Origin of the sequence: Microbacterium sp. 1262 (assembly GCF_040544895.1) — a bacterium.
Lineage (GTDB): Bacteria > Actinomycetota > Actinomycetes > Actinomycetales > Microbacteriaceae > Microbacterium > Microbacterium plantarum.
In genome coordinates this window covers 2,157,697-2,178,470 of the sequence record NZ_JBEPKU010000001.1, presented here as the reverse complement: position 1 = coordinate 2,178,470, position 20,774 = coordinate 2,157,697, and the positions used below count along the sequence as shown (strand labels likewise).

The 20,774-nt window shown below is 71.1% G+C and carries 18 protein-coding genes; 8 read left to right on the top strand and 10 right to left on the bottom strand.

All coding sequences use genetic code 11. The features are described 5' to 3' along the window. Nucleotides 1-35 precede the first annotated feature (35 nt). Entirely contained in the window at nucleotides 36-317 is a 282-nt protein-coding gene (locus ABIC53_RS10395; RefSeq protein WP_354451379.1) for a hypothetical protein, read from the top strand. A 30-nt stretch (nucleotides 318-347) separates the two neighbouring features. Here the strand turns inward: ABIC53_RS10395 and ABIC53_RS10390 are convergent, their stop codons facing one another. Continuing rightward, entirely contained in the window at nucleotides 348-905 is a 558-nt protein-coding gene (locus ABIC53_RS10390; RefSeq protein WP_354451377.1) for a TetR/AcrR family transcriptional regulator, read from the bottom strand. A 49-nt stretch (nucleotides 906-954) separates the two neighbouring features. Between ABIC53_RS10390 and ABIC53_RS10385 the strand changes: the two genes are divergently transcribed. Further along, nucleotides 955-1,275: a DUF952 domain-containing protein gene (locus ABIC53_RS10385; protein ID WP_274178296.1), complete on the top strand. Its 321-nt coding sequence runs from the start codon at nucleotides 955-957 to the stop codon at nucleotides 1,273-1,275. Nucleotides 1,276-1,308: 33 nt separating this feature from the next. On the opposite strand, the gene ABIC53_RS10380 is transcribed toward ABIC53_RS10385, so the two are convergent. Further along, on the bottom strand, nucleotides 1,309-2,199 hold the full coding sequence (locus tag ABIC53_RS10380; protein ID WP_354451375.1) for an aldo/keto reductase: 891 nt from the start codon (nucleotides 2,197-2,199) through the stop codon (nucleotides 1,309-1,311). Between the two features lie 206 nt (nucleotides 2,200-2,405). On the opposite strand from ABIC53_RS10380, the gene ABIC53_RS10375 reads away from it, so the two are divergent. The 4 genes from ABIC53_RS10375 (at nucleotide 2,406) to ABIC53_RS10360 (ending at nucleotide 7,058) form a co-directional block, all read left to right on the top strand. Further along, nucleotides 2,406-3,530, top strand: coding sequence for an aminotransferase class III-fold pyridoxal phosphate-dependent enzyme (locus ABIC53_RS10375; RefSeq protein ID WP_354451373.1), 1,125 nt, complete (start codon nucleotides 2,406-2,408; stop codon nucleotides 3,528-3,530). A 95-nt stretch (nucleotides 3,531-3,625) separates the two neighbouring features. Further along, nucleotides 3,626-5,290, top strand: coding sequence for a circularly permuted type 2 ATP-grasp protein (locus ABIC53_RS10370; RefSeq protein ID WP_354451371.1), 1,665 nt, complete (start codon nucleotides 3,626-3,628; stop codon nucleotides 5,288-5,290). Beyond that, nucleotides 5,284-6,216 (top strand): alpha-E domain-containing protein, encoded by a 933-nt coding sequence (locus ABIC53_RS10365; protein ID WP_112616285.1) that lies wholly within the window; start codon nucleotides 5,284-5,286, stop codon nucleotides 6,214-6,216. The genes ABIC53_RS10370 and ABIC53_RS10365 overlap by 7 nt, the downstream gene beginning before the upstream one ends. Further along, on the top strand, nucleotides 6,213-7,058 hold the full coding sequence (locus tag ABIC53_RS10360; RefSeq protein WP_354451368.1) for a transglutaminase family protein: 846 nt from the start codon (nucleotides 6,213-6,215) through the stop codon (nucleotides 7,056-7,058). Before ABIC53_RS10365 ends, ABIC53_RS10360 begins: the two co-directional genes overlap by 4 nt. On the opposite strand, the gene ABIC53_RS10355 is transcribed toward ABIC53_RS10360, so the two are convergent. From ABIC53_RS10355 to ABIC53_RS10320, 8 genes are all read right to left on the bottom strand, one after another. Further along, nucleotides 7,042-8,652 (bottom strand): DHA2 family efflux MFS transporter permease subunit, encoded by a 1,611-nt coding sequence (locus ABIC53_RS10355; protein WP_354451366.1) that lies wholly within the window; start codon nucleotides 8,650-8,652, stop codon nucleotides 7,042-7,044. The two genes, ABIC53_RS10360 and ABIC53_RS10355, sit on opposite strands and share 17 nt — an antisense overlap. A gap of 103 nt (nucleotides 8,653-8,755) precedes the next feature. After that, a complete protein-coding gene (locus ABIC53_RS10350) occupies nucleotides 8,756-8,977 on the bottom strand; it encodes a hypothetical protein (RefSeq protein WP_112616291.1) in 222 nt (73 codons plus the stop codon). A gap of 169 nt (nucleotides 8,978-9,146) precedes the next feature. Next, nucleotides 9,147-10,574, bottom strand: coding sequence for a rhamnulokinase (locus ABIC53_RS10345; RefSeq protein WP_502915522.1), 1,428 nt, complete (start codon nucleotides 10,572-10,574; stop codon nucleotides 9,147-9,149). A gap of 97 nt (nucleotides 10,575-10,671) precedes the next feature. Beyond that, nucleotides 10,672-12,723, bottom strand: coding sequence for a bifunctional aldolase/short-chain dehydrogenase (locus ABIC53_RS10340; protein ID WP_354451362.1), 2,052 nt, complete (start codon nucleotides 12,721-12,723; stop codon nucleotides 10,672-10,674). Between the two features lie 28 nt (nucleotides 12,724-12,751). Next, entirely contained in the window at nucleotides 12,752-13,612 is an 861-nt protein-coding gene (locus tag ABIC53_RS10335; RefSeq protein ID WP_354451360.1) for an alpha/beta hydrolase fold domain-containing protein, read from the bottom strand. After that, on the bottom strand, nucleotides 13,609-14,925 hold the full coding sequence (locus ABIC53_RS10330) for an MFS transporter (RefSeq protein WP_354451358.1): 1,317 nt from the start codon (nucleotides 14,923-14,925) through the stop codon (nucleotides 13,609-13,611). The genes ABIC53_RS10335 and ABIC53_RS10330 overlap by 4 nt, the downstream gene beginning before the upstream one ends. After that, nucleotides 14,922-16,088 (bottom strand): L-rhamnose isomerase, encoded by a 1,167-nt coding sequence (rhaI, locus tag ABIC53_RS10325; protein ID WP_269267134.1) that lies wholly within the window; start codon nucleotides 16,086-16,088, stop codon nucleotides 14,922-14,924. Before rhaI ends, ABIC53_RS10330 begins: the two co-directional genes overlap by 4 nt. After that, complete coding sequence (locus ABIC53_RS10320) at nucleotides 16,085-16,510, bottom strand: L-rhamnose mutarotase (RefSeq protein WP_354451356.1); 426 nt, start codon at nucleotides 16,508-16,510, stop codon at nucleotides 16,085-16,087. Before ABIC53_RS10320 ends, rhaI begins: the two co-directional genes overlap by 4 nt. A gap of 128 nt (nucleotides 16,511-16,638) precedes the next feature. On the opposite strand from ABIC53_RS10320, the gene ABIC53_RS10315 reads away from it, so the two are divergent. Together ABIC53_RS10315 and ABIC53_RS10310 are read left to right on the top strand one after the other, a co-directional pair. Then, nucleotides 16,639-17,643 carry a LacI family DNA-binding transcriptional regulator gene (locus tag ABIC53_RS10315; protein ID WP_354451354.1) on the top strand — a complete coding sequence of 335 codons (1,005 nt, stop codon included), beginning with the start codon at nucleotides 16,639-16,641 and terminating at the stop codon, nucleotides 17,641-17,643. 229 nt (nucleotides 17,644-17,872) lie between these two features. After that, nucleotides 17,873-20,749 (top strand): rhamnogalacturonan lyase, encoded by a 2,877-nt coding sequence (locus tag ABIC53_RS10310; RefSeq protein WP_354451352.1) that lies wholly within the window; start codon nucleotides 17,873-17,875, stop codon nucleotides 20,747-20,749. Nucleotides 20,750-20,774 lie beyond the last annotated feature (25 nt).

Genomic DNA, 20,774 nt, shown 5'->3' with positions numbered 1-20,774 from the left:
GTGCGGCCGCGGTGCCGTCTCGGTAGCGTGGCGGGATGACGGATGACGCAGCCGCTGCACCCACGCTGATCCTCGCCCGACTGTCGGTCGAGCGCGAGTCGCTCCTCGGTGCCCTGTTCATCGGGCTCGGGGCGGTGGCGCTCGCGATCACCGTCATCGCGCTGGCGCTTTCGCCGGGGCTCAACCTGCCCGTGCTCGTTGGCGTCGGCGCGGGAACGGTGCTGCTCGTCCACGGCATCCTGCGCCGCTCGGCTGCCGCCCGTGCCGCGGCCGCCCTCGACCGGCTCGAGTCCGCTCCGGCCTCCGTCTCTCGCTGAGCCGAGCCGAGCTGAGCGCTGCTCGGCGCCTCAGACGAAGGCGGCGAGTACGGCGTCGACGTGGGCGTCGAGCGACGCGGCCGCCGGCTCGGGGTCGAGGCCGAGGAGGCGTCGACGGTGCGGTTCGCCGAGCAGGGCACCGAACAGATGCTCGGCGCGACGGTCGTCGCCGTCCAGGTGGGCCGCGAGGTAACGCTGCGCCGCGATCGGGCCGGCGGCGTAGAACGCACGCGAGACCGCGGGGTCGTCGAGCGCGACCGCGACGGCCGCGCGGTGCAGGCCGATCGCGCGGTCGGCGAACAGCGCCGTCGCGATGAGTGTGCAGGCGTGCCGGAGGTCGCGGGCCGCGACATCGAGGTAGCCGTGCACATCGGTCACCGCGGCGCCCAGCAGCGCCGACTTGTCGCCGATGCGTTCGTAGATCGTGCGTTTGGTCACGCCCGCCTGCTGCGCGATCGCGTCGAGCGAGGCGGCGTGGAAGCCGACCTCGACGAAGACGTCTGCCGCCATCGCGACGATGCGGGCGTCGCGCGCGGCCTGTTCATGGGCGGGCGGGCGGCCTCGGCGTCGATCTCCGGTCGAGGGCATGACGACAGGCTAGCAGAATGATACGGTGGCGTTTCATTAAGGAGGCGCCATGGACGAGATCGTCTGCCACATCGCGATCGCCGATGACTGGGGCATGAGCCGCAAGTTCGGCGAGTACGAGGTCGCGACGCGGGGCGTGCCGTGGGAACCGGGCGAGTACATCCGGGCCTGCGACCCCGCCGACGTCGCCGACGTCGTCGCAACCGTCTACGCCGACGTGCGGCTGCCGCTCCTGCGGATCGACTGCAGCGTCGCGGGCCTCGCGCGCCACGGCGTCGAGGTGACGCGCGTCGACGGGCGGCCCCGCATCCACGGGCCGATTCCCATGAACCCGGATGCCGTCGTCGGCGAGCGTCCGCTCACGGCCTGAGGTCGCCTCGGGCCGTGAGCGGCGTGCGCCGGATCAGGCGTCGATGCCGACCGAGTGCGACAGGCGTGCGCGCTCGTCGCCCGAGAGCTCGAGGTGCACGGCCTTCGCGCTGTCGGCGATCGACGCGGCGCGGCGCGCTCCCGGAATCGGGATGACGGTGTCGCTGAGCCCCAGCTCCCACGCGAGCACGACCTGCTGCGGGCTCACGTCGTGGGCGCGGGCGACCTCGCCGAAGACCGCGAAGCGATCACCGATCGACCGTGCGCCACCGCCCGTTCCGCCCAGGGGGCTCCACGGGAGGAATGCGATGCCGCGGTCGGCGCAGTAGCGCAGCTCGTCGTAGCTGCCCGGATGCCGCGGCGAGAACTCGTTCTGCACGCTCGCGAGGTTGCCCTCGCCGAGCACCTGCTGGGCGATCTCGATCTCCTCGACGCTGGCGTTGGAGATGCCGATCGCGCGGATCTTGCCCTCCTGCTGCAAGGTCTTGAAGTTCTCCATGACCTCGCCGTAGACCATCCAGCGGTCGGGGCGGTGGTACTGGTAGAGGTCGATCACGTCGACTCGGAGCGCCCGGAGCGAGGCCTCGACCGCCTTCCGGAGGTAGTCGAGCGAGCCGTCCCGGCCCCACTTCTCGCCGTCGCTGCGGGTGATGCCGCCCTTCGTCGCCACCACGATCTGAGAGCGGTCGCCGCCCCACGTGGCCAGAGCCTCGGCCATGATCTCCTCGTTGTGCCCCATCGTGTCCCAGCTCGGGGCATAGATGTCGGCGGTGTCGAGCAGGGTGATGCCCGCGTCGAGCGCGGCGTGCACCGTCGCGACGGCATCCTTCCGGTCGGGGATCTGCTTGTCGTTGTTCATCGAGACGGGCATCCCGCCCAGGCCGATGGCCGAGACGGTGAACGGTCCGAGGGTGCGCTGCTGCATGGGTCTCCTTCGACGATTCGCGGTGGTGTGGCTCCAGCCTGTCAGGCGCGACGACGAATGGGCAGGACCTTGCGCAATCGGGTCAGGGGGCTACCGCGGGTCGTCGTCGCAGTCCTCAGCGGCCCCAGAGCGTGCCGGGGGAGAATGGATGCCGGCCGCGCGGCGACCCGCCGCCGCGTGCGCGACCGCCGAAGCCAGGAGTCCGAATGACGATCGCCGACCACCACCCGACGCCGGACGCGAACAACATGGACAGCGCGAAGCGCGCTCTCGCGGGAGCGCCGCCGCTCCTGCCGGTCATGGTCGCGACGGGCGAGGGAGCGTGGGTGACCGACGTCGAGGGGCGCCGACACCTCGACCTGACCGCCGATCCGGCGCTCACCTTCGGGCACCGCCATCCCGCTCTGCTCGCCGTCGCCACCGAGCAGCTGGGCCGATTGACCAGCACGAGCACCGTCGTCGCCGACGACCGCGCCGACGGATTCGCCGACGCGCTGGCTGCGCTGCTGGGGGCTGAGGCGGTGCTGCCGGCCACCACCGGGCGGGACGCACTGCGAGCAGCCGTCGACGCCACGCTCGCCGCGGGGGAACGGACGGCCGTCGTCGTCGCTGCCGGCTCGCATCCCGATCTCACGGCAGCGGGCGCCGTCGTGGTGCCCTTCGGCGAGATCGATGCGCTCGTCGCGGCGCTCGACGACACCGTCGCCGCCGTCGTCCTCGAGCCCGTGCAGGCCGCGGCGGGGGTGATCGGCGCGCCCGCGGGATACCTGGAAGCCGCACGGCAGGCGACCGCCGATCGCGGGATCGCCCTGATCCTCGACGAGACGCGCAGCGGCCTCGGCAGGCTCGGCGACACCGTCGCGCTCGCGGGGACGGGAGCGGCGCCCGACCTCCGTGTGATCGGCCCGGCGCTCGGCGGCGGCATCGTCCCCGTCGGCGCCGTCGTCGGGGGCCGCGCGCTGCTCGGTGACGCCGCCGACCCGGCATCCGTGTCTCCGCTCGCGAGCGCCATCGCGCACCGCGTGGTCGAGATGCTCGAGGCGGGCGAGGTGCAGAACCGGGCCCGTGCTCTCGCCGAACATCTCGCCGGACGCATTGAGGCCCTCGTCGGGGCGGGCGCGGTGGCCGTCCGGACCGCGGGGGTCTGGGCGGGCGTCGACGTCGACCCGACGGTCGTCACCGCAGCCGAGGTCGCCCGGCGCCTCGTCGCGCGCGGCGTCCTCGTCGATGTCGTCGGCGACGCGACGATCGTGCTGGTTCCGCCGCTGGTCATCCGGGCGACCGAGCTCGACTGGGCGATCGAGCAGCTGCGCGTCGTGCTCGCGGCCTGATCCCGCCGGCCCGGCCCGCGCGCCGGATGTCAACACGGCGGGGGAAACAGGTCGGGAAATACTGACGCAACACAGCCCGGATTAGGCTCGCATCCATGGGTGACCTCTTCGACGGATACGGCTCGACGCTGACGCCGCGCAAGACCGTATCGGGGGTGCCGCCGTACGACGAGATGTTCGAGGTCTCGGGCACGATGCCCGACCCCGGCAGCTCGCGCGCGGCGTACCGCGAGCTGTATCAGGCGCTCGCGCAGATGACCCAGGAGGAGCTCCGCGGCCGCACCGAATCGCTCGCGAGCTCGTACCTCGCGCAGGGCGTCACGTTCGACTTCGCGGGGGAGGAGCGCCCCTTCCCGCTCGATGCCGTTCCCCGCGTCATCGACTACGACGAGTGGTCGCACGTCGAGTCGGGCGTGAAGCAGCGCGTGCGTGCGCTGGAGGCCTTCCTCGACGACGCCTACGGACATCAGTTCTGCGTCCGCGACGGCGTGCTGCCCGCGAAGCTCATCGCCTCGTCGCAGTACTACTACCGTCAGGCGGCCGGCATCCGCTCCGCCAACGGCGTGCGCATCCAGGTCTCGGGCATCGACCTCATCCGCGACGAGCACGGCGAGATGCGCGTGCTCGAGGACAACGTGCGCGTCCCCTCGGGGGTCAGCTACGTCATCTCGAACCGCCGCGTCATGGCGCAGACCCTGCCCGAGCTGTTCGTCTCGATGCGGGTCCGACCCGTCGGCGACTACCCGAACAAGCTCCTCCAGGCCCTGCGGGCCTCCGCGCCCCCCGGAGTCGACGACCCCAACGTCGTCGTGCTGACGCCGGGCGTCTACAACTCCGCGTACTTCGAGCACACGCTGCTCGCGCGACTCATGGGCGTCGAGCTCGTCGAAGGCCGCGACCTGGTCTGCTCGGGCGGCAAGGTGTTCATGCGCACGACCCGGGGTCCGCAGCGCGTCGACGTCATCTATCGCCGAGTCGACGACGACTTCCTCGACCCGCTGCAGTTCCGTGCCGACTCGATGCTCGGCGCCCCGGGCCTCATGCTCGCCGCGCGCCTGGGCAACGTCACGATCGCCAATGCCGTGGGCAACGGCGTCGCCGACGACAAGCTGCTCTACACCTACGTGCCCGACCTCATCCGGTACTACCTCGCGGAGGAGCCCATCCTCAAGAACGTCGACACCTGGCGGCTCGAGGACCCGGGCGCGCTCGAAGAGGTGCTCGACCGGCTCGACGAGCTCGTCGTGAAGCCCGTCGACGGGTCGGGCGGCAAAGGACTCGTCGTGGGCCCGGACGCTTCGCCCGCCGAGCTCGAGAAGCTGCGCAAGAAGCTGCTGGCCGATCCGCGCGGGTGGATCGCGCAGCCCGTCGTCATGCTCTCGACGATCCCCACGCTCGTCGAGGACGGCATGCGCCCCCGCCACGCCGACCTGCGCCCGTTCGCGGTCAACAACGGCGAAGAGGTGTGGGTGCTGCCGGGCGGCCTCACGCGCGTCGCGCTGCCGGAGGGGCAGCTCGTCGTCAACTCCAGTCAGGGCGGCGGATCGAAGGACACGTGGGTCGTCGGCGGTGACGCGCCGCGCACGGTCGAGTACAGCCAGGGCAACCTCGCCGGCCTCGTCGCCGATCAGGCGTCGACGCAGGCGATCCCGATCATCTACGACGAGCAGGACGAGCCGGCCCATTCGCCGCAGGACCACCCCGGCGGCCTGAGCGAGCAGCAGGAGCAGCAGCAGCAGGCCGGAGGTGCGACGTGCTGAGCCGCATCGCCGAGAGCCTCTTCTGGATCGGACGCTACATCGAGCGGAGCGACGGCACCGCCCGCATCCTCGACGTCCACCTGCAGCTGCTGCTCGAGGACCCCTGGATCGACGAGGACACCGCCTGCCGGTCGCTCCTGTCGGTCATGGGGTCGTTCCCGCCCGAGGGGCTCGATACCGTCACCCGTCAGGACGTGCTGACCCGGCTCGCGGTCGACCGCACCAATCCGTCGAGCATCGCCTACTCGCTGCAGTCGGCGCGCGAGAACGCCCGCCGCGCCCGCGAGATCGTGTCCACCGAGCTGTGGGAGACCCTCAACACCACCTATTCGCGGATGCCGCGGCGGCTCAACGCCGAGAAGGTGCACGAGTTCTTCCACTGGGTGCGAGAGCGCGCGGCGCTCGCCGTCGGGGTCACCGACTCGTCGACGAGTCGCGACGAGGCCTGGCAGTTCTTCACGCTGGGGCGCTCGATCGAGCGCACCGACATGACCGCGCGGCTGCTCGCGACGCGCTCGTTGACGGAGGAGTCCGGCCCGTCGTGGACGACGATCCTCCGCTCCTGCGGTGCGTACGAGGCGTACTTGCGCACGTACCGCGGGATGCCGAGCGCGCGCAACGCGGCGGAGTTCCTGCTGCTCGACCGTCTCTTCCCGCGTTCGATCATCCACTCGATCCAACGTGCCGAGGAGTGCATGAGCGCGATCGACCCTGTCGCCGACCGGGTGGGGCACTCCAATGCGGTGCTGCGGGCCCTCGGCCGTATCCGCAACGACCTCGAGTACCGGCCGCTCGGCGAGATCCTCTCCGAGCTGCCCGAGCACATGGACAACGTGCAGAAGGTCACCCGCGAGGCATCCGAAGCGATCCGCGGTCGATTCTTCCCCACGGCGGCGGAACCGAACTGGATTGGAGAGACCTCGTGAAGCGTCTGCGCATCGAGCACGCGACCGGATTCACCTATCCCGGAGACGTCGCCGCGTCGTACAACGAGGCGCGGATGCTGCCGGGCTCGACCGACAGCCAGTTCGTGCTGAGTTCGCAGCTCGACATCGACCCGACGACGGCCGTCAACCACTACGTGGACTACTTCGGCACCCGGGTCGCCGCGTTCGACGTGCTCGCCGCGCATCACGCGCTGTCGATCACGGCCCGCTCGCTGGTCGAGGTTCGGCCGCGCCCCATCGAGCACCGGCAGATCTCGTGGGAGGAGCTCGCCGCGGAGACGGAGCGCTCGATCCACACGGTCGAGCAGCTCGGGCAGACGGCGCGCACGGCGCCGCATCCGGAGGTGGTGGCGCTGGCGCGCGAGATCGCGGGGTCGCACGACGAGCCGGGGCCGGCGGCCCACGCGATCGCGATCGCGATCGGGGATGCCGTCGAGTACATGCCCGGCGTCACCGGGGTGCACTCCACCGCCGCGGAGTCGTGGCCCCAGCGCACGGGCGTGTGCCAGGACATCGCGCACATCACGCTCGGCGCTCTGCGGAGCGTCGGCATCCCGGCGCGATACGTCTCGGGCTATCTGCATCCCGATCCCGACGCTCAGGTCGGCGTGCCGGTGACGGGCGAGTCGCACGCGTGGATCGAGTGGTTCGCCGGTGACTGGCAGGGCTTCGACCCCACTAACAACGTCGAGATCAGCGACCGGCACGTGCTGGTCGGGCGGGGCCGAGACTACAACGACGTCCCGCCGCTGCGCGGGGTCTTCGCGGGCCCGTACAAAAGCGCCCTGCACGTCACGGTGACGATCACCCGCGAGGCGTGACCTCCGCGGCATCCGCTTCGACCGGTTCGCGGCGGGCGCCCCGGCCGAGGGATGCCGTCGCCGCGAGGCCCAGCACGAGGAAGCCCGCCGCGGCGAAGCTCGCGGCCCGTGTGCCGTCCGAGAGGGCAGCCTTCGCGTCGGTCGCGACGTCGGCGGTCTGCGGCGAGGCCTCGAGGCCCGCGATCGCGCCGCCCGCGCTCTCGACGACCGCGCTGACGACCTGATCGCGCTGCTCGGCGGGTATGCCGCGATCGTCGAGCTTGGCGGTGAGGGCGCCGGAGGTCGTCGAGAACAGGATGGTCCCGAGGATCGCGATGCCGAGCGCGGCGCCGAGCTGGCGTGCGGTGGACTGGGTTCCGGACGCCTGCCCTCCCTCGGCGACGGGGACATCGGCGAGGACGACGCCGGTGAGCTGCGCCGTCGCGAGGCCGACGCCGATCCCGTAGACGAACAGCGCCGGGACGAGCGGGCCCCACGTCGCATCGGGGGCGATGACGAGGGCCACGCCGACGACGCCGACGATCTCGGCGGCCAGGCCCGCGCGAACGATCCAGACCGGCGAGACCTTGCCCGACAGGGCGCCGGCGAGCCCGCTGGCGACGAACGAGCCCGCGGCCAGGGCGAGCAGCACGAGGCCCGTCTGGACCGCCTCAAATCCGAGCGCGAACTGCAGCCACAGGGGAAGGGCCAGGATGATGCCGAACTCGCCGAGCGCGACGACGAGGGCGGCGAGATTGCCGTTGCGGAACGACGGGATGCCGAAGAGCCCGAAGGCGAGAAGAGTGGGCTTGCCGACCCGGCGACGGCGCACGCCCCAGGCGATGAAGACCGCGATCGTCACGGCTGAGGCGGCGAACGCGATCGGGACCGGGGAGAGGTCCCACGGCCACGACGCACCGAAGAGCTCGGGCCGCTGGTCGACCGTCCACCAGCCGTAGGTGCGTCCCTCGATGAGGCCGAACACGAGGGTGCCCATGGCGATGACCGACAGGACGGCTCCGACGACGTCGACGCCTGCGGCGCCGCCGCGCGACTCGTCGACCGTCAGCAGGACGCCCACGACGATGAGGATGCCGAGGGGGATGTTGATGCCGAAGGCCCAGTGCCACGAGAACGTCGTGGTCAGCCAGCCGCCGAGCAGCGGCCCGACGGCGGCCATGCCGCCGATCGTCGAGCCCCAGACGGCGAAGGCGATGCCGCGCTCGCGGCCGCGGAACGTCGCGTTCAGGAGCGAGAGGGTGGTCGGGAGGATCATCGCGCCGCCGACGCCCTGAACGAAGCGGGCGAGGATGAGCAGGTCACCGCTCGACGCGAGCGCCGCGCCGACCGAGGCCAGCGCGAAGACGACGACGCCGGTCAGCAGCATCCGTCGTCGACCCACCCGATCGGCGACGCTGCCGAAGACGAGCAGCAGGGAGGCGAACACGAGGGTGTACGCCTCCTGGACCCACTGCACCTGAGTGGAGGTGATGCCGAGGTCGTCGACGATCGAGGGGACGGCGACGTTGACGATCGTCGAGTCCACGATGATGAGTGCGACGGCGATGCTGATGAAGACGAGTCCCGCCCACCGGCGGCGTGCCGAAGTTTCCATGATTGCTAGAATAGCTAGCAAAATTGCGGACACAAGATGAGGTTCGCGCAGCGCGAAAACGGCCGGTCCCGCGGGGAACCGGCCGTCTCGATGGAGAAGTGGATCAGGCGGGCGGGTCGCCCGGGTCGAGGGTCTTCAGCATGTCCTCTTCGGCGGCGTTGTCGGCCGTGAGCTCGTCCTCGGTGGTCTCGTCGCCGCCTCGGGGCGCGTCATCGGTGATCGACTGCTCGGCGCTGGGATCGTCGAGGTGACGGTCGCCGGTGGGCTCTTCGGAGGGGATCGCGCTGTCGCCGGCGCCGCCGGCCGGGGTGTCGTGGCTGCTCATGGCCGCGACGTTACGCGCGCCGTCGCCGCGCGCGGCACCCCTTGACACGCGATCCGGCCGTGGTGCCGATACATCCGTCGGATCGGCGTGGCAGGAGTGGTGTCGGCGGCCGCCTGAGGCCACTCCCGCACCGCCGGTCCGGCGAATGTATCGCGAACGGGCTCCGCGGCTAGGCGCGGGGCTCGTAGCGACGCGGTGCGTGCGTGCGGGCGACGAGGTCGCGAAGCGCCTCGAGCGACCCCGAGACGAAACCGGCGGCACGGGCCTGCACCAGGACGTTGCCGAGGGCCGTCGCCTCGACGGGGCCGGCGAGCACCGGCATTCCGGCGCGGTCGGCCGTGCGCTGGCACAGCAGCTCGTTGAGCGCCCCACCGCCGACGATGTGGATCGTCCGGACATCGACGCGGCCGAGGCGCGCGGCGTCGGCCACGGCGTCGGCGAACGCCTGTGCGAGCGACTCGACGATCGACCGGGTGTACTCCGCTCGCGTGCGGGGCGGCGCGACGTCGTGCTCGGCGCACCAGGCGTCGATGCGCGAGGTCATCTCGCCGGGCGCGAGGAAACGCGGGTCGTTGACGTCGAAGACGACGCCGTCCGCCTCGCGTGCGGCGTCGAGCAGGGTCGGCAGATCGATGCGGTGTCCCTCGCGGCGCTCCCACTGCCGCACGGCCTCGCTCAGGACCCACAGGCCCATGACGTTGTGCAGGAGGCGCACGCGGCCGTCGACGCCGCCCTCGTTCGTGAAGTTCGCCTCGAGAGCGGCGCGGGTCATCACGAGGTGGTCGACCTCGACGCCCACGAGACCCCACGTGCCGCACGAGATGTAGGCCGCGGCATCCGGCTGCATCGGCACGGCGACGACGGCCGAAGCGGTGTCGTGCGAGCCGACGGCAGTCACGGGCGTGTCGGTCGGCGCCCCGATCGACGCTGCGACGTCCGCACGCAGCGGGCCCAGCCGATCGCCCGGGGCGATGAGCGGAGGGAGGATGCCGCGGGGGATGCCGAGCGCCGAGACGAGGGCGTCGTCCCACGAGGCCTGCAGCACCCGCAGCAGCCCGGTCGTCGACGCGTTGGTCTGCTCGGCGCGGGCTTCGCCGGTCAGCCAGTACCCGAGGAGGTCGGGTACGAGGAGGGCGGTGTCGGCGAACGCGAGTACCTCCGGGTCCTCAGCGGCGAGCTGGTACAGCGTGTTGAACGGCAGGAACTGCAGGCCGTTCCGCTCGAAGAGCTCGGCGTGCGGAAAGCGCGCGTGCACGCTCTCGACCCCGCGGGCGGTGCGCTCGTCGCGATAGTGGAACGGTTCGCCCAGCATCCGCCCGCCGCGCAGCAGCGCGTAGTCGACCGCCCACGAGTCGACCCCGATCGACGCGATCTCAGGCGTCGCGCGGAAGGCCTCGCGCAGGCCGCCCAGTACCGATCCGTACATCCCCACGAGGTTCCAGTGGAGGCCGTCGCCCGCGTGCACCGGATCGTTGGCGAACCGCGCCACGGTCTCGGTGCGCAGCGCGTCAGCCCCCACATGCCCGACGATGACCCGCCCGCTGGTGGCCCCGAGGTCAACCGCCACCACATTCCCTGACGCGCTCACGCGCGGCATCCTTCCCGCAAGTGCACGGCCTGTCGCCGAGTGCACGACCTTGGAGCGTGCGGATGCCGTGCACTCGGCGCGAAGCCGTGCATTCGAATGCCTGCCCTCATCGGAGGAACGCGGCGGCGACGCCGGAGTCCACGGGGATGTGCAGGCCGGTCGTGCGGGAGAGCTCGGGGCCGGTGAGCACGAACACCGCGTCGGCGACGTTCTCGGGGACGACCTCGCGCTTGAGGATCGTGCGGTTGGCGTAGAACTGGCCGAGGTCTTCTTCGTTGACGCCGTAGGTTGCGGCGCGGTTGGCGCCCCAGCCGGAGGCGAAGATGCCCGAGCCGCGCACGACACCGTCGGGGTTGATGCCGTTCACGCGCACGCCGTGCTCGCCGAGCTCGACCGCCAGCAGCCGCACCTGGTGGGCCTGGTCGGCCTTCGTCGCCGAGTAGGCGATGTTGTTGGGGCCGGCGAAGACGGAGTTCTTCGAGGAGATGTAGATGACGTCGCCGCCCATTCTCTGCTCGATGAGTGCCTTCGCCGCGGCTTTGGAGACGAGGAAGGAGCCCTTGGCCATGACGTCGTGCTGAAGGTCCCAGTCCTTCTCGGTCGTCTCCAGCAGCGGCTTCGACAGCGACAGACCGGCGTTGTTGACGACGAGGTCGATGCCCCCGAACGCCAGCAGCGTCGCGTCGATCGCGGCCTGCACGCCGTCGGCGTCGGCGACGTTGGCTGCGACGCCGATCGCGACGTCGGTGCCGCCGAGCTCCGCGGCCGCGGCCTGCGCCTTCTCGAGGTCGAGGTCGGCGACGACGACGCATGCCCCCTCGGCCGCGAGCCGGGTGGCGATGGCCTTGCCGATGCCGGATGCCGCTCCCGTGACGAACGCGATGCGCCCCTGGTGGGTCTTGGGCTTGGGCATCCGCTGGAGCTTGGCCTCTTCGAGCGCCCAGTACTCGATGCGGAACTTCTCGGCATCCGAGATCGGCGCGTAGGTCGAGAGGGCCTCGGCGCCGCGCATGACGTTGATCGCGTTGACGTAGAACTCACCCGCAACGCGTGCGGTCTGCTTGTTCGCCCCGTACGAGAACATGCCCACGCCCGGGACCAGCACGATGAGCGGGTCGGCGCCGCGGATCGCCGGGGAGTCCGCGTCGGCGAGTGCGTCGTAGTACGCCTGGTAGTCGGCGCGGTACTCGGCGTGCAGCTCGTGCAGGCGGGCGATCTGCTCCTCGGCCGTTGCCGTCGCGGGGACGTCGAGGATGAGCGGCTTGACCTTCGTGCGCAGGAAGTGGTCGGGGCAGCTCGTGCCCAGCGCGGCGAGGGCGGGAGCCTTCTCGGAGGCCAGGAAGTCGAGCACGACGTCGCTGTCGGTGTAATGGCCGACCATCGGCTTGTCGGTCGAGGCGATGCCGCGGATCGTGGGGGCCAGGGCGGCTGCGCGGGCTCGGCGCTCGGTCTCGGGCAGCGCCTCGAACCCGGCGCGCACGCCGGCGAAGGGGTCGGCCGCGCCGTGCTCGTCGATGTATGCCTGCGCGGTCTCGATGATCCAGAGGCTGTTCGCCTCGGCTTCATCCGAGGTGTCGCCCCACGCCGTGATACCGTGCCCGCCGAGGATGCACCCGATCGCCTGCGGGTTCTGCGCCTTGATCTCGGCGATGTCGAGGCCGAGCTGGAAGCCCGGTCGCCGCCACGGCACCCAGACCACGCGCTGTGAACCGGTGCCGTCGCGGAAGATCTTCGCCGTCAGCTCCTCGCCGTCCGCGGCGGTCGCGATCGCGATGCCGGCGTCGGGGTGCAGGTGGTCGACGTGCGCGGCATCCACCAGCCCGTGCATCGCGGTGTCGATCGAGGGAGCCGCCCCGCCCTTGCCGTGCAGGCAGTAGTCGAACGCGGCGACCATCTCGTCTTCACGCTCGACACCGGGGTACACGTTCACCAGCGCGCGCATCCGGTCGAGGCGCAGCACCGCGAGCCCCGACTCGGTGAGGGTGCCGAGGTCGCCGCCCGATCCCTTGACCCACAGCAGCTCGACGGGCTCACCGGTGACGGGGTCGATGTCGGTGCCCTTGGCGGAGGTGTTGCCGCCGGCGTAGTTGGTGTTCTTGGGGTCGGAGCCCAGGCGGTTGCTGCGCGCGATGAGGTCGGCGGCTGCGGCGGAGGTCATGGCTTTCCTTCGGGGTAGGGAGGGGAGGTCAGGATGCGGCGAGGGCAGCGAATCGCTGCACGATGCGTGCCATCGATGCGGCGAAACCCGGATGCTCGGGCCGGTTGAGGTGGCCGTGATCGGTGCCCGGCTCGACGACGACGTCGACATCGCCGCCGGCGGCCCGCAGCGTCGCGGCGAACACGTCGCCCGAGACGCTCAGTTCGTCGATCTCGCTGTTGATCATGAGCGTCGGCGGGAAGCCGCGCAGCTCGTCGGTCGACGCGAGGCCCGGAACGGCCGCGATCGGCGCGCCGATCACCGAGTGGCCGAGGTAGTTCTCGTACATCTCACGGACGACGTCGGCCCCGAACCGGTCGTGCTCGGGGTGCGCGGCGAGAGCGGCGCGCAGCGCGGGGCCGGGGGCGGGCTGCACCGCGAGGAGGGTGGGATAGGCCAGCACGACGAGGCGGGGCAGGATGCCGCCCTCGCCGAGCAGGCGCAGAGTCGCGCCCGTCGCGAGGTTCGCGCCCGCGCTCGCGCCGCCGATCGCCAGGCGCGTCACACCGAGCTCCTCGGCGTGAGACGCCGCCCACTGCCAAGCCCGCAGGACGTCGTCGGATGCCGCCGGGTAGCGGTTGCCGCTGCGGTCGTCCGTCTGCTGGTCGGCGCCGTCCCACGCGGGCGGCACCGGGGCGAGGCGGTAGTCGACGGAGAAGACCGTCGTCCCCGCCGCGGCGAGCCCGCGAGCGACGGCATCCGCTTCGGGCATGTCGAGGTCGCCGAACGCGAAGCCGCCGCCGTGCATCCATACCATGCCGGTGCCGTCGGGCTCGGCCGCGCGGTAGAGCCGGATGAGCCCGCCCGCCTCGGACGTGGGCGAGGGCGCGGCCGGGGAGGCGGCGCTCACCGGACGACCCGCTCTTCCGCGGGAGTCGGGACATGCCGGCCGTAGCGCTCGAGCTCGATGTCCTCGAGTGACTTGCCCTCGGTGTTCGGCGCCCAGATGGTTCCGATCAGCAGCGCGGCGACGAGCAGCCCGAGGATGATCACGCCCAGTCCGGCGAGTCCCAGTCCCGACAGCAGGACGGGGAAGACGAGGCTCAGGAGTCCGACCATGACCCGGGCGAGCATGAAGAGCACGCCCTGCGCGCTCGCGCGGTAGCGGGTGGCGAACAGCTCGGCAGTCCACAGACCGTAGAACGCCTGCGCCCCGACGCCGGCGGAGATACCCCACGCGACGGCGAAGAACAGCAGCGAGAACAGCCCCGGGGGAGCGTAGATCAGCACCGCCCACGCCACGACGCCGAGCGCCGCACCGCCGAGGTACAGCCACTTGCGGCGCACCCGGTCGCCGAAGCGCATGAAGCCGAAGAAGGTCGCGGCTGCCGTGAGGCTCCAGACGAGCACCTGCAGCAGGTTCTGCTGCATCGGGTCGTGGAGGCCCGCGGCGTCGTACACACGCGGCTGGAAGATGCCGGCCTGGCCCGCGACGGTGTTCCAGAGGCCGTAGACGCCGATGAGGAAGGCGAGGGCGCCCCAGTTCTTCGGTTCCTTGAGCAGGCCCACGATGCCGGAGAAGAACGACGGGCGTTCGCCCGCGACGAGCGCGGCCTCGCGCTGGCTCTTCCACCGGCGCGACTCGGGGAGTCCGCGGCGCACCCACCACGTCACGGCGGCGATGACGAAGAGGTGGAAGAAGATCAGGCGCGAGCCGAGCAGACCCAGCGGGCCGACGATGACCGCGAGCAGGAACCCGACCGCCGGGCCGATGGACCAGGCGAGTTGCGCCGTGCCCACGTGTGCGGCACGGTGCTCGTTGGGTGCCTCCTCGGCGATGTAGGTCCACGACGCCGGAACGCCCGCGCCGACCGCGATGCCCATGAGGATGACGCCGACGAGCAGGACCCCGAGGTTCGGCGCGAACGTGACGGCCAGAGCTCCGAGCATGAACACGATCAGGTCGTAGGTGTAGATGAACTTGCGGCCCAGGCGGTCGCAGAGGGGACCGCCGATCGCGGCACCGATCGCGGCGCCGAAGGCGTTGGCCGACAGGGCGGCCACGATGCCGACGACCCCGTCGTCGAAGCCGAAGGCCTCCTGCCACAGCGTCAGACTCGTGGCGAGCGCGATGATCGCGCCGGCCTCGATGTAGTTCGACATGGCGACGGCGATCGTCGCCTTCCAGGCGCTCAGCGGGCGGCGGGTGCGGGTCGTGCTCATGCGCCCCACCCGGCCTGGGTGCCGCCGACGCGGTCGGCTTCGATCTTCTCCTGGTAGCCGGATGCCGCGTACGCGGCCATCGGGTCGGCGGGAAGACCCCGCGACTCGCGCCACTCGGCCAGGGCCGGGCGGACGTCGGTGTAGAACGCGTCCATGAACACCGCCTGCGCCCCGAGGACGTCGTTCGCGGTGCGGGCGGCGGCCAGGGCGTCGGCGTCGATGAGCAGCGCGCGGGCGGTCATCTCCTGGACGTTGAGCACCGAGCGGATCTGGCCCGGGATCTTCGCCTCGATGTTGTGGCACTGGTCGAGCATGAAGACGACATCGGGGTTGTCGAAGCCGCCGCCGCGCAGCACCTCGACGAGGATGCGGAACAGCTGGAACGGGTCGGCCGCGCCCACGATGAGGTCGTCGTCGGCGTAGAAGCGGGAGTTGAAGTCGAACGAGCCGAGCTTGCCGAGGCGCAGCAGCTGCATGACGATGAACTCGATGTTGGTGCCGGGAGCGTGGTGGCCGGTGTCGAGGCACACCATCGCGCGCTCGCCGAGCGCCGCCACCTGCACGTAGCTCGTCCCCCAGTCGGGGACGTCGGTGTGGTAGAACGACGGCTCGAAGAACTTGTACTCCAGCACCAGGCGCTGCTCGCCCGACAGGCGGTCGTAGATCCGCTGCAACGAATCGGCCAGGCGGTCCTGACGCGCGCGCATGTCGTTCTGCCCGGGGTAGTTCGACCCCTCGGCCAGCCAGATCTTCAGGTCGCGGGAGCCCGTGGCATCCATGACGTCGATGCACTCGAGGTGGTGGTCGATGGCCTTGCGGCGGATCGCGTCATCCTCGTGGGTCAGCGCCCCGAACTTGTAGTCCTCGTCCTGGAACGTGTTCGAGTTGATCGTGCCGAGCGCAACGCCCAGATCCTCGGCGTGGCGGCGCAGGGCACCGAAGTCGTCGACCTTATCCCACGGGATGTGCAGCGCGACGGCCGGGGCGAGCCCGGTGACGCGGTTCACCTCGGCGGCATCCGCGATCTTCTCGAACGGATCGCGCGGCGTGCCGGCCGTGGGGAACACCCGGAAACGGGTGCCGGAGTTGCCGAACGCCCAGCTGGGCAGCTCGATGCCCTGGCGCTCGAGCAGGGCGAAGTGGTCGGGGGAGAGGGTGCTCACGATGCGTCGTCGCTTTCGTCGGAGGTTTCGGTGGATGTCGTCGGGGCCGTGCCTGTGGCGGTCGCCGTGCCGGTGACGGTCGCCGCGAGTTGGTCGTGCAGGTTGAAGACCTCGGTGAGGGGCGTGGCGGCCTGATCGGGACGCCCCTCGAGTCCGACGAAGAAGCGGGCCATCTCGGCTTCCCAGCGGGCTGCGACGGGCGACGCGGCGAGGTACGCCTGAGCCGCGGCGTCGTCGTCGACCTCGTAGTAGCCGATCAACCGGCCGCCCTCACCGAGGAACAGGGAGTAGTTGCGGCGGCCGGACGCGGCGATCTCCGCCAGCATCTCGGGCCATACGGGGGTGTGTCGGGCGACGTACTCGTCGAGCAGATCCGGATGGATCTGCAGCGAGAAGCAGACCCGGTGGGTAGATGCACTCATCGTCGAGGCTCCTTGGTGAGCTGGTGTGAATCGTTTCACGAGCGTAGCGGGTTGTGCGCGCGGGCACAAACGGCAAGCGCTTACCCACATCCTGCCGTTGCCGTCGTGCTCGCGCTACGGTGGTGTGCATGGCAGTGAGCGTGCGGGATGTCGCGGTCGCGGCATCCGTTTCGGTGGGGACCGTCTCGAACGTCCTCAACAACCCGACGCGCGTGTCGCCGGAGATGGTCGCGCGCGTGCAGCAGGCCATCGCGGATCTGGGGTTCGTCCGCAACGATGCGGCCCGACAGCTGCGGGCCGGACGCAGCCGGTCGATCGGCCTCGTGGTGCTCGACATCGGCAACCCGTTCTTCGCCGAGGTCGCGCGGGGCGCGGAGGAGCGTGCTGCCGAGAGCGGCATGGCGGTCCTGCTCAGCACGAGCGACGAGAAGCCCGAGCGCGAGTCGGCGTATCTCGACCTCTTCCGCGAGCAGCGCGTCAACGGCGTGCTCGTGACCCCCGCGAGCGACGACCTGGACCGGTTGCGTGGGCTGCAGGCGGCGGGGGTCCCGGTCGTCCTCGTCGACCGCGAGGTGCCCGACGACGTCTTCGCCTCGGTGTCGGTCGACGACGTCGAGGGCGGCTATCTCGCCGTGTCGCACCTGTTGGCCCGCGGGCGTCGGCGCATCGCGTTCGTCCGCGGGCCGGTGTCGATCCGTCAGGTCGCCGATCGTCTCGAGGGTGCGCGGCGCGCGGTGGCCGAAGTCGCCGGTGCCCACCTGGAAGAGCTCGCCGTGCCCGCCCTGTCGGTGCTGCACGGCCGTGCTGCCGGCGAGCAGCTGCGCGACCGCCGCGGAGAGGACCGCGTCGATGCCGTGTTCGCGGCGAACGACCTGCTCGCCGTCGGAGTGCTGCAGGCCTTCGCGGTCCTCGGGCAGCTTCGCGTGCCCGAGGAGGTCGCGCTCATCGGCTACGACGACATCGACTTCGCGTCCGCCACCGTAGTGCCGCTCAGCTCGATCCGCCAGCCCGCCCACGAGATCGGATACCGCGCCGTCGACCTCCTGCTGCGCGGCCTCGACGATCCCGCCGGCGAGCACGAGCGCCGCGTGCGCTTCCGCCCCGAGCTCGTCGTCCGCGAGTCGACCGGCTGACCGCGGCATCCTGTCGCCCCTCGAGGCACCGTCGCCGCGCGAGGCGCCGTCGCCCCGCGAGGTCCCCGTTCGGCCGGTTCTGCGCGCCGCTTTACCGGCCCAAGTGGGACCTCGGCACCATCGGGTACCCGCCGCGCGGCCCGGATGAGAGAAGACTCATCGGCGCGCGGGGGAGGTGCGCCTAGGCTCATCGGAACGCAGGAAAGCGCATTCCGATGGGATCCATTCAATGAAGAACAGACTCCGCTCCTCGCTGCTCGCCGGCCTCGCCGCGGGCACGCTCGCCACGGCGACCCTCACGGTCGGGGGCGTCGCAACGCTTCCCGCGGCAGGGGTCGAGGCGCCGCCGTCCGCGCCGATACCGCGGCTCGAGACCCTCGATCGCGGCCTGGTCGCCGTGCCGACGGACGAGGGCGTCTTCCTCAGCTGGCGTCTGCTCGCGGGCGAGGCCAGCGGTGCCGGCGAGACCGGCCTCACGGGCACCGACTTCGTCGTCTACCGCGACGACGTTCCGATCGCCACCGTCACCGACAGCACGAACTACCGCGACGACGCCGGGACGGCGGCATCCGTCTATCGCGTGGCGCCGGTCACGGCGGGCGTCGAGGCGGCGGCGAGCGAGGCCGCGATCGCGATGGATGCCGGCTTCCTCGACATCGCGCTGCAGCGGCCCGAAGGCGGCGTGACCCCGGCGGGCGAGGAGTACACCTACTCGGCCAACGACGTCTCCGTCGGTGACGTCGACGGTGACGGGCGCTACGAGTTCATCGTGAAGTGGGATCCCTCGAACTCCAAGGATGTCTCGCAGGTCGGGTACACCGGCGGGGTCTACATCGACACCTACAGCCTCGAGGGGCGCCTGCTGAACCGGCTCGACCTCGGTCCGAACATCCGTGCCGGCGCGCACTACACGCAGTTCCTCGTCTACGACTTCGACGGTGACGGCCGGTCGGAGACGATGCTCAAGACCGCGCCCGGGACGAAGTCGATCACCTACGCCGACGACGGCTCGGTGGCCTCGGAGCAGTACGTCACGATGCCGGACGAGGATGTCGCGGCGGGCTACGCCCACACCGATGACTACCGCATGAGCGCCGCCGACTACGCCGACCACCTCGATGAGATGTTCCGCGGATGGTCGACGCGCGACGAAGTCGTCTCGGGCCAGTGGCCGGCCACCCTGGAAGAGGCCTTCGGCATCGAGCCGCGCTACGACTACCCGCTGTCGGATGCCGACGCCCGCGCCCTCGTCGATCACTTCATCGACGTGTACGCGCCGAGCCGCAGCGCCCGCAACGTCCTGCGGAACTTCGAGGGCTTCATCCTCGACGGGCCCGAGTACCTCACCGTCTTCGACGGCGAGAGCGGAGCCGAACTGCAGACCGTGCGCTACGAGCCGGACCGCGGCGACGACGGCCTGCTGTGGGGCGACTACGCGATGTCGCGCATCGAGCCCGGCAACCGGGTCGACCGGTTCCTGGCGGGCGTCGCCTATCTCGACGGTGAGCGCCCGTCGGCGGTGTTCGCTCGCGGTTACTACACCCGCACGACGATCGCGACCTACGACTGGGACGGCGAGAACCTCTCGAAACGGTGGTTCGTCGACAGTGGGCATGCCCCGATGACCAACCCGTTCAACGACGGTCCCCACGGGGTCGACGGCACCGATCCCGTGTACGGCTCGATCACGACGCAGGGCTTCCACAGTCTGTCGGCGGCGGATGTCGACGGAGACGGCCGCCACGAGATCGTCTACGGATCGGCGACGCTCGACGACGACGGCAGCCTGCTCTACAGCTCGTTCGCCGAGATGCCCGAGGGATCGGCGACGCCGGGCGAGATGGCGCGCCTCGGTCACGGCGACGCGATGCACGTCGCCGACATCGACCCGTCCCGCCCGGGCCTGGAGATCTTCACCGTGCACGAGGGCGGAGCGTACGCGCCGTCCGGTACGGCACTGCGGGATGCCGCCACCGGCGAGGTCATCTTCGGCGCCTACTCGGGCCGTGACACCGGGCGCGGGATGATCGGCGACGTCCGCCCCGATGTGCCCGGCATGGAGGTCTGGTCGAGCATGCCCGGCGGAACGGATGCCTCGGGCCTGCTGACCGCCCAGGGCGAGGTGCTCTCGGCGGCGACGCCCGGCACCAACGCCTCGATCCGCTGGGGCGGCGACCTCACGACGCAGATCGTGAACGGCAGCGGTGACGTCACCCCGACGATCGACGACTGGGCGCGCGGCACCGTACTGACGGCATCCGGAACCCTCGCCAACAACGGCACGAAGGGCAACCCCGGGCTCGTCGCCGACGTGCTGGGAGACTGGCGCGAAGAGCTGGTCGTGCGCACGGCCGACTCGTCGGCGCTGCGGGTGTACGTCTCGACCGAGGTGACCGAGCACAAGCTGTACACGCTCATGCACGATCCGCAGTACCGCGCCGAGGTCGCCCGTCAGCAGACGACCTACAACCAGCCGAGCTACACCGGTTTCCACCTCGCCTCGGGCATGGACTTCGCCGGTGTGCCGCTGCGGCCCGCTCCCGCGCCCGTCGCGACGCCCGGCATCGGGGTGGACTCGACCGGCGTCAACGTCACTTGGAAGACGACGGATGCCGGCGCCGAGGTCACCGGCTTCACCGTCATCCTCGGCTCGGAGGCGGGCGACATGATCGAGCAGCAGGTCGGGACCGAGGCTCGCTCTGCGCGGTTCGCGACGGTCCCGCCGGGGGAGTGGACCGCGACCGTCACGCCTGCGGGCACCTTCGGCTCGGCGGCGCAGTCGCAGCCGTCGGCGACGGCCACAGTGCGAGAGGGGCAGCCGGTGCCACTCCGAGTCAGCGCGCGGTCGCAGTGCGTCAACGGAGCGGTGCACGTCGCGGTCCATGCCGCGAATCAGGCGGGGGCGCCGGTCGACGTGCGGCTGGCCGCGGTCGGCGGCGAGCACGCGCAGCGGAAGGTCGCGGCGGCCGACGCGGCGTACCGGCTCTTCGACTCGGGCCGCGACTCGCTCGTGCCCGGGTCGGCGACCGTCACGGCGTATCAGTGGGTCGACGGTGTCGGCTACCACGCCACCTACGACGTGCCCTACTTCGCCCGGATGTGCTGAGGCGTCCCGCTCGGACGCGAGGCCC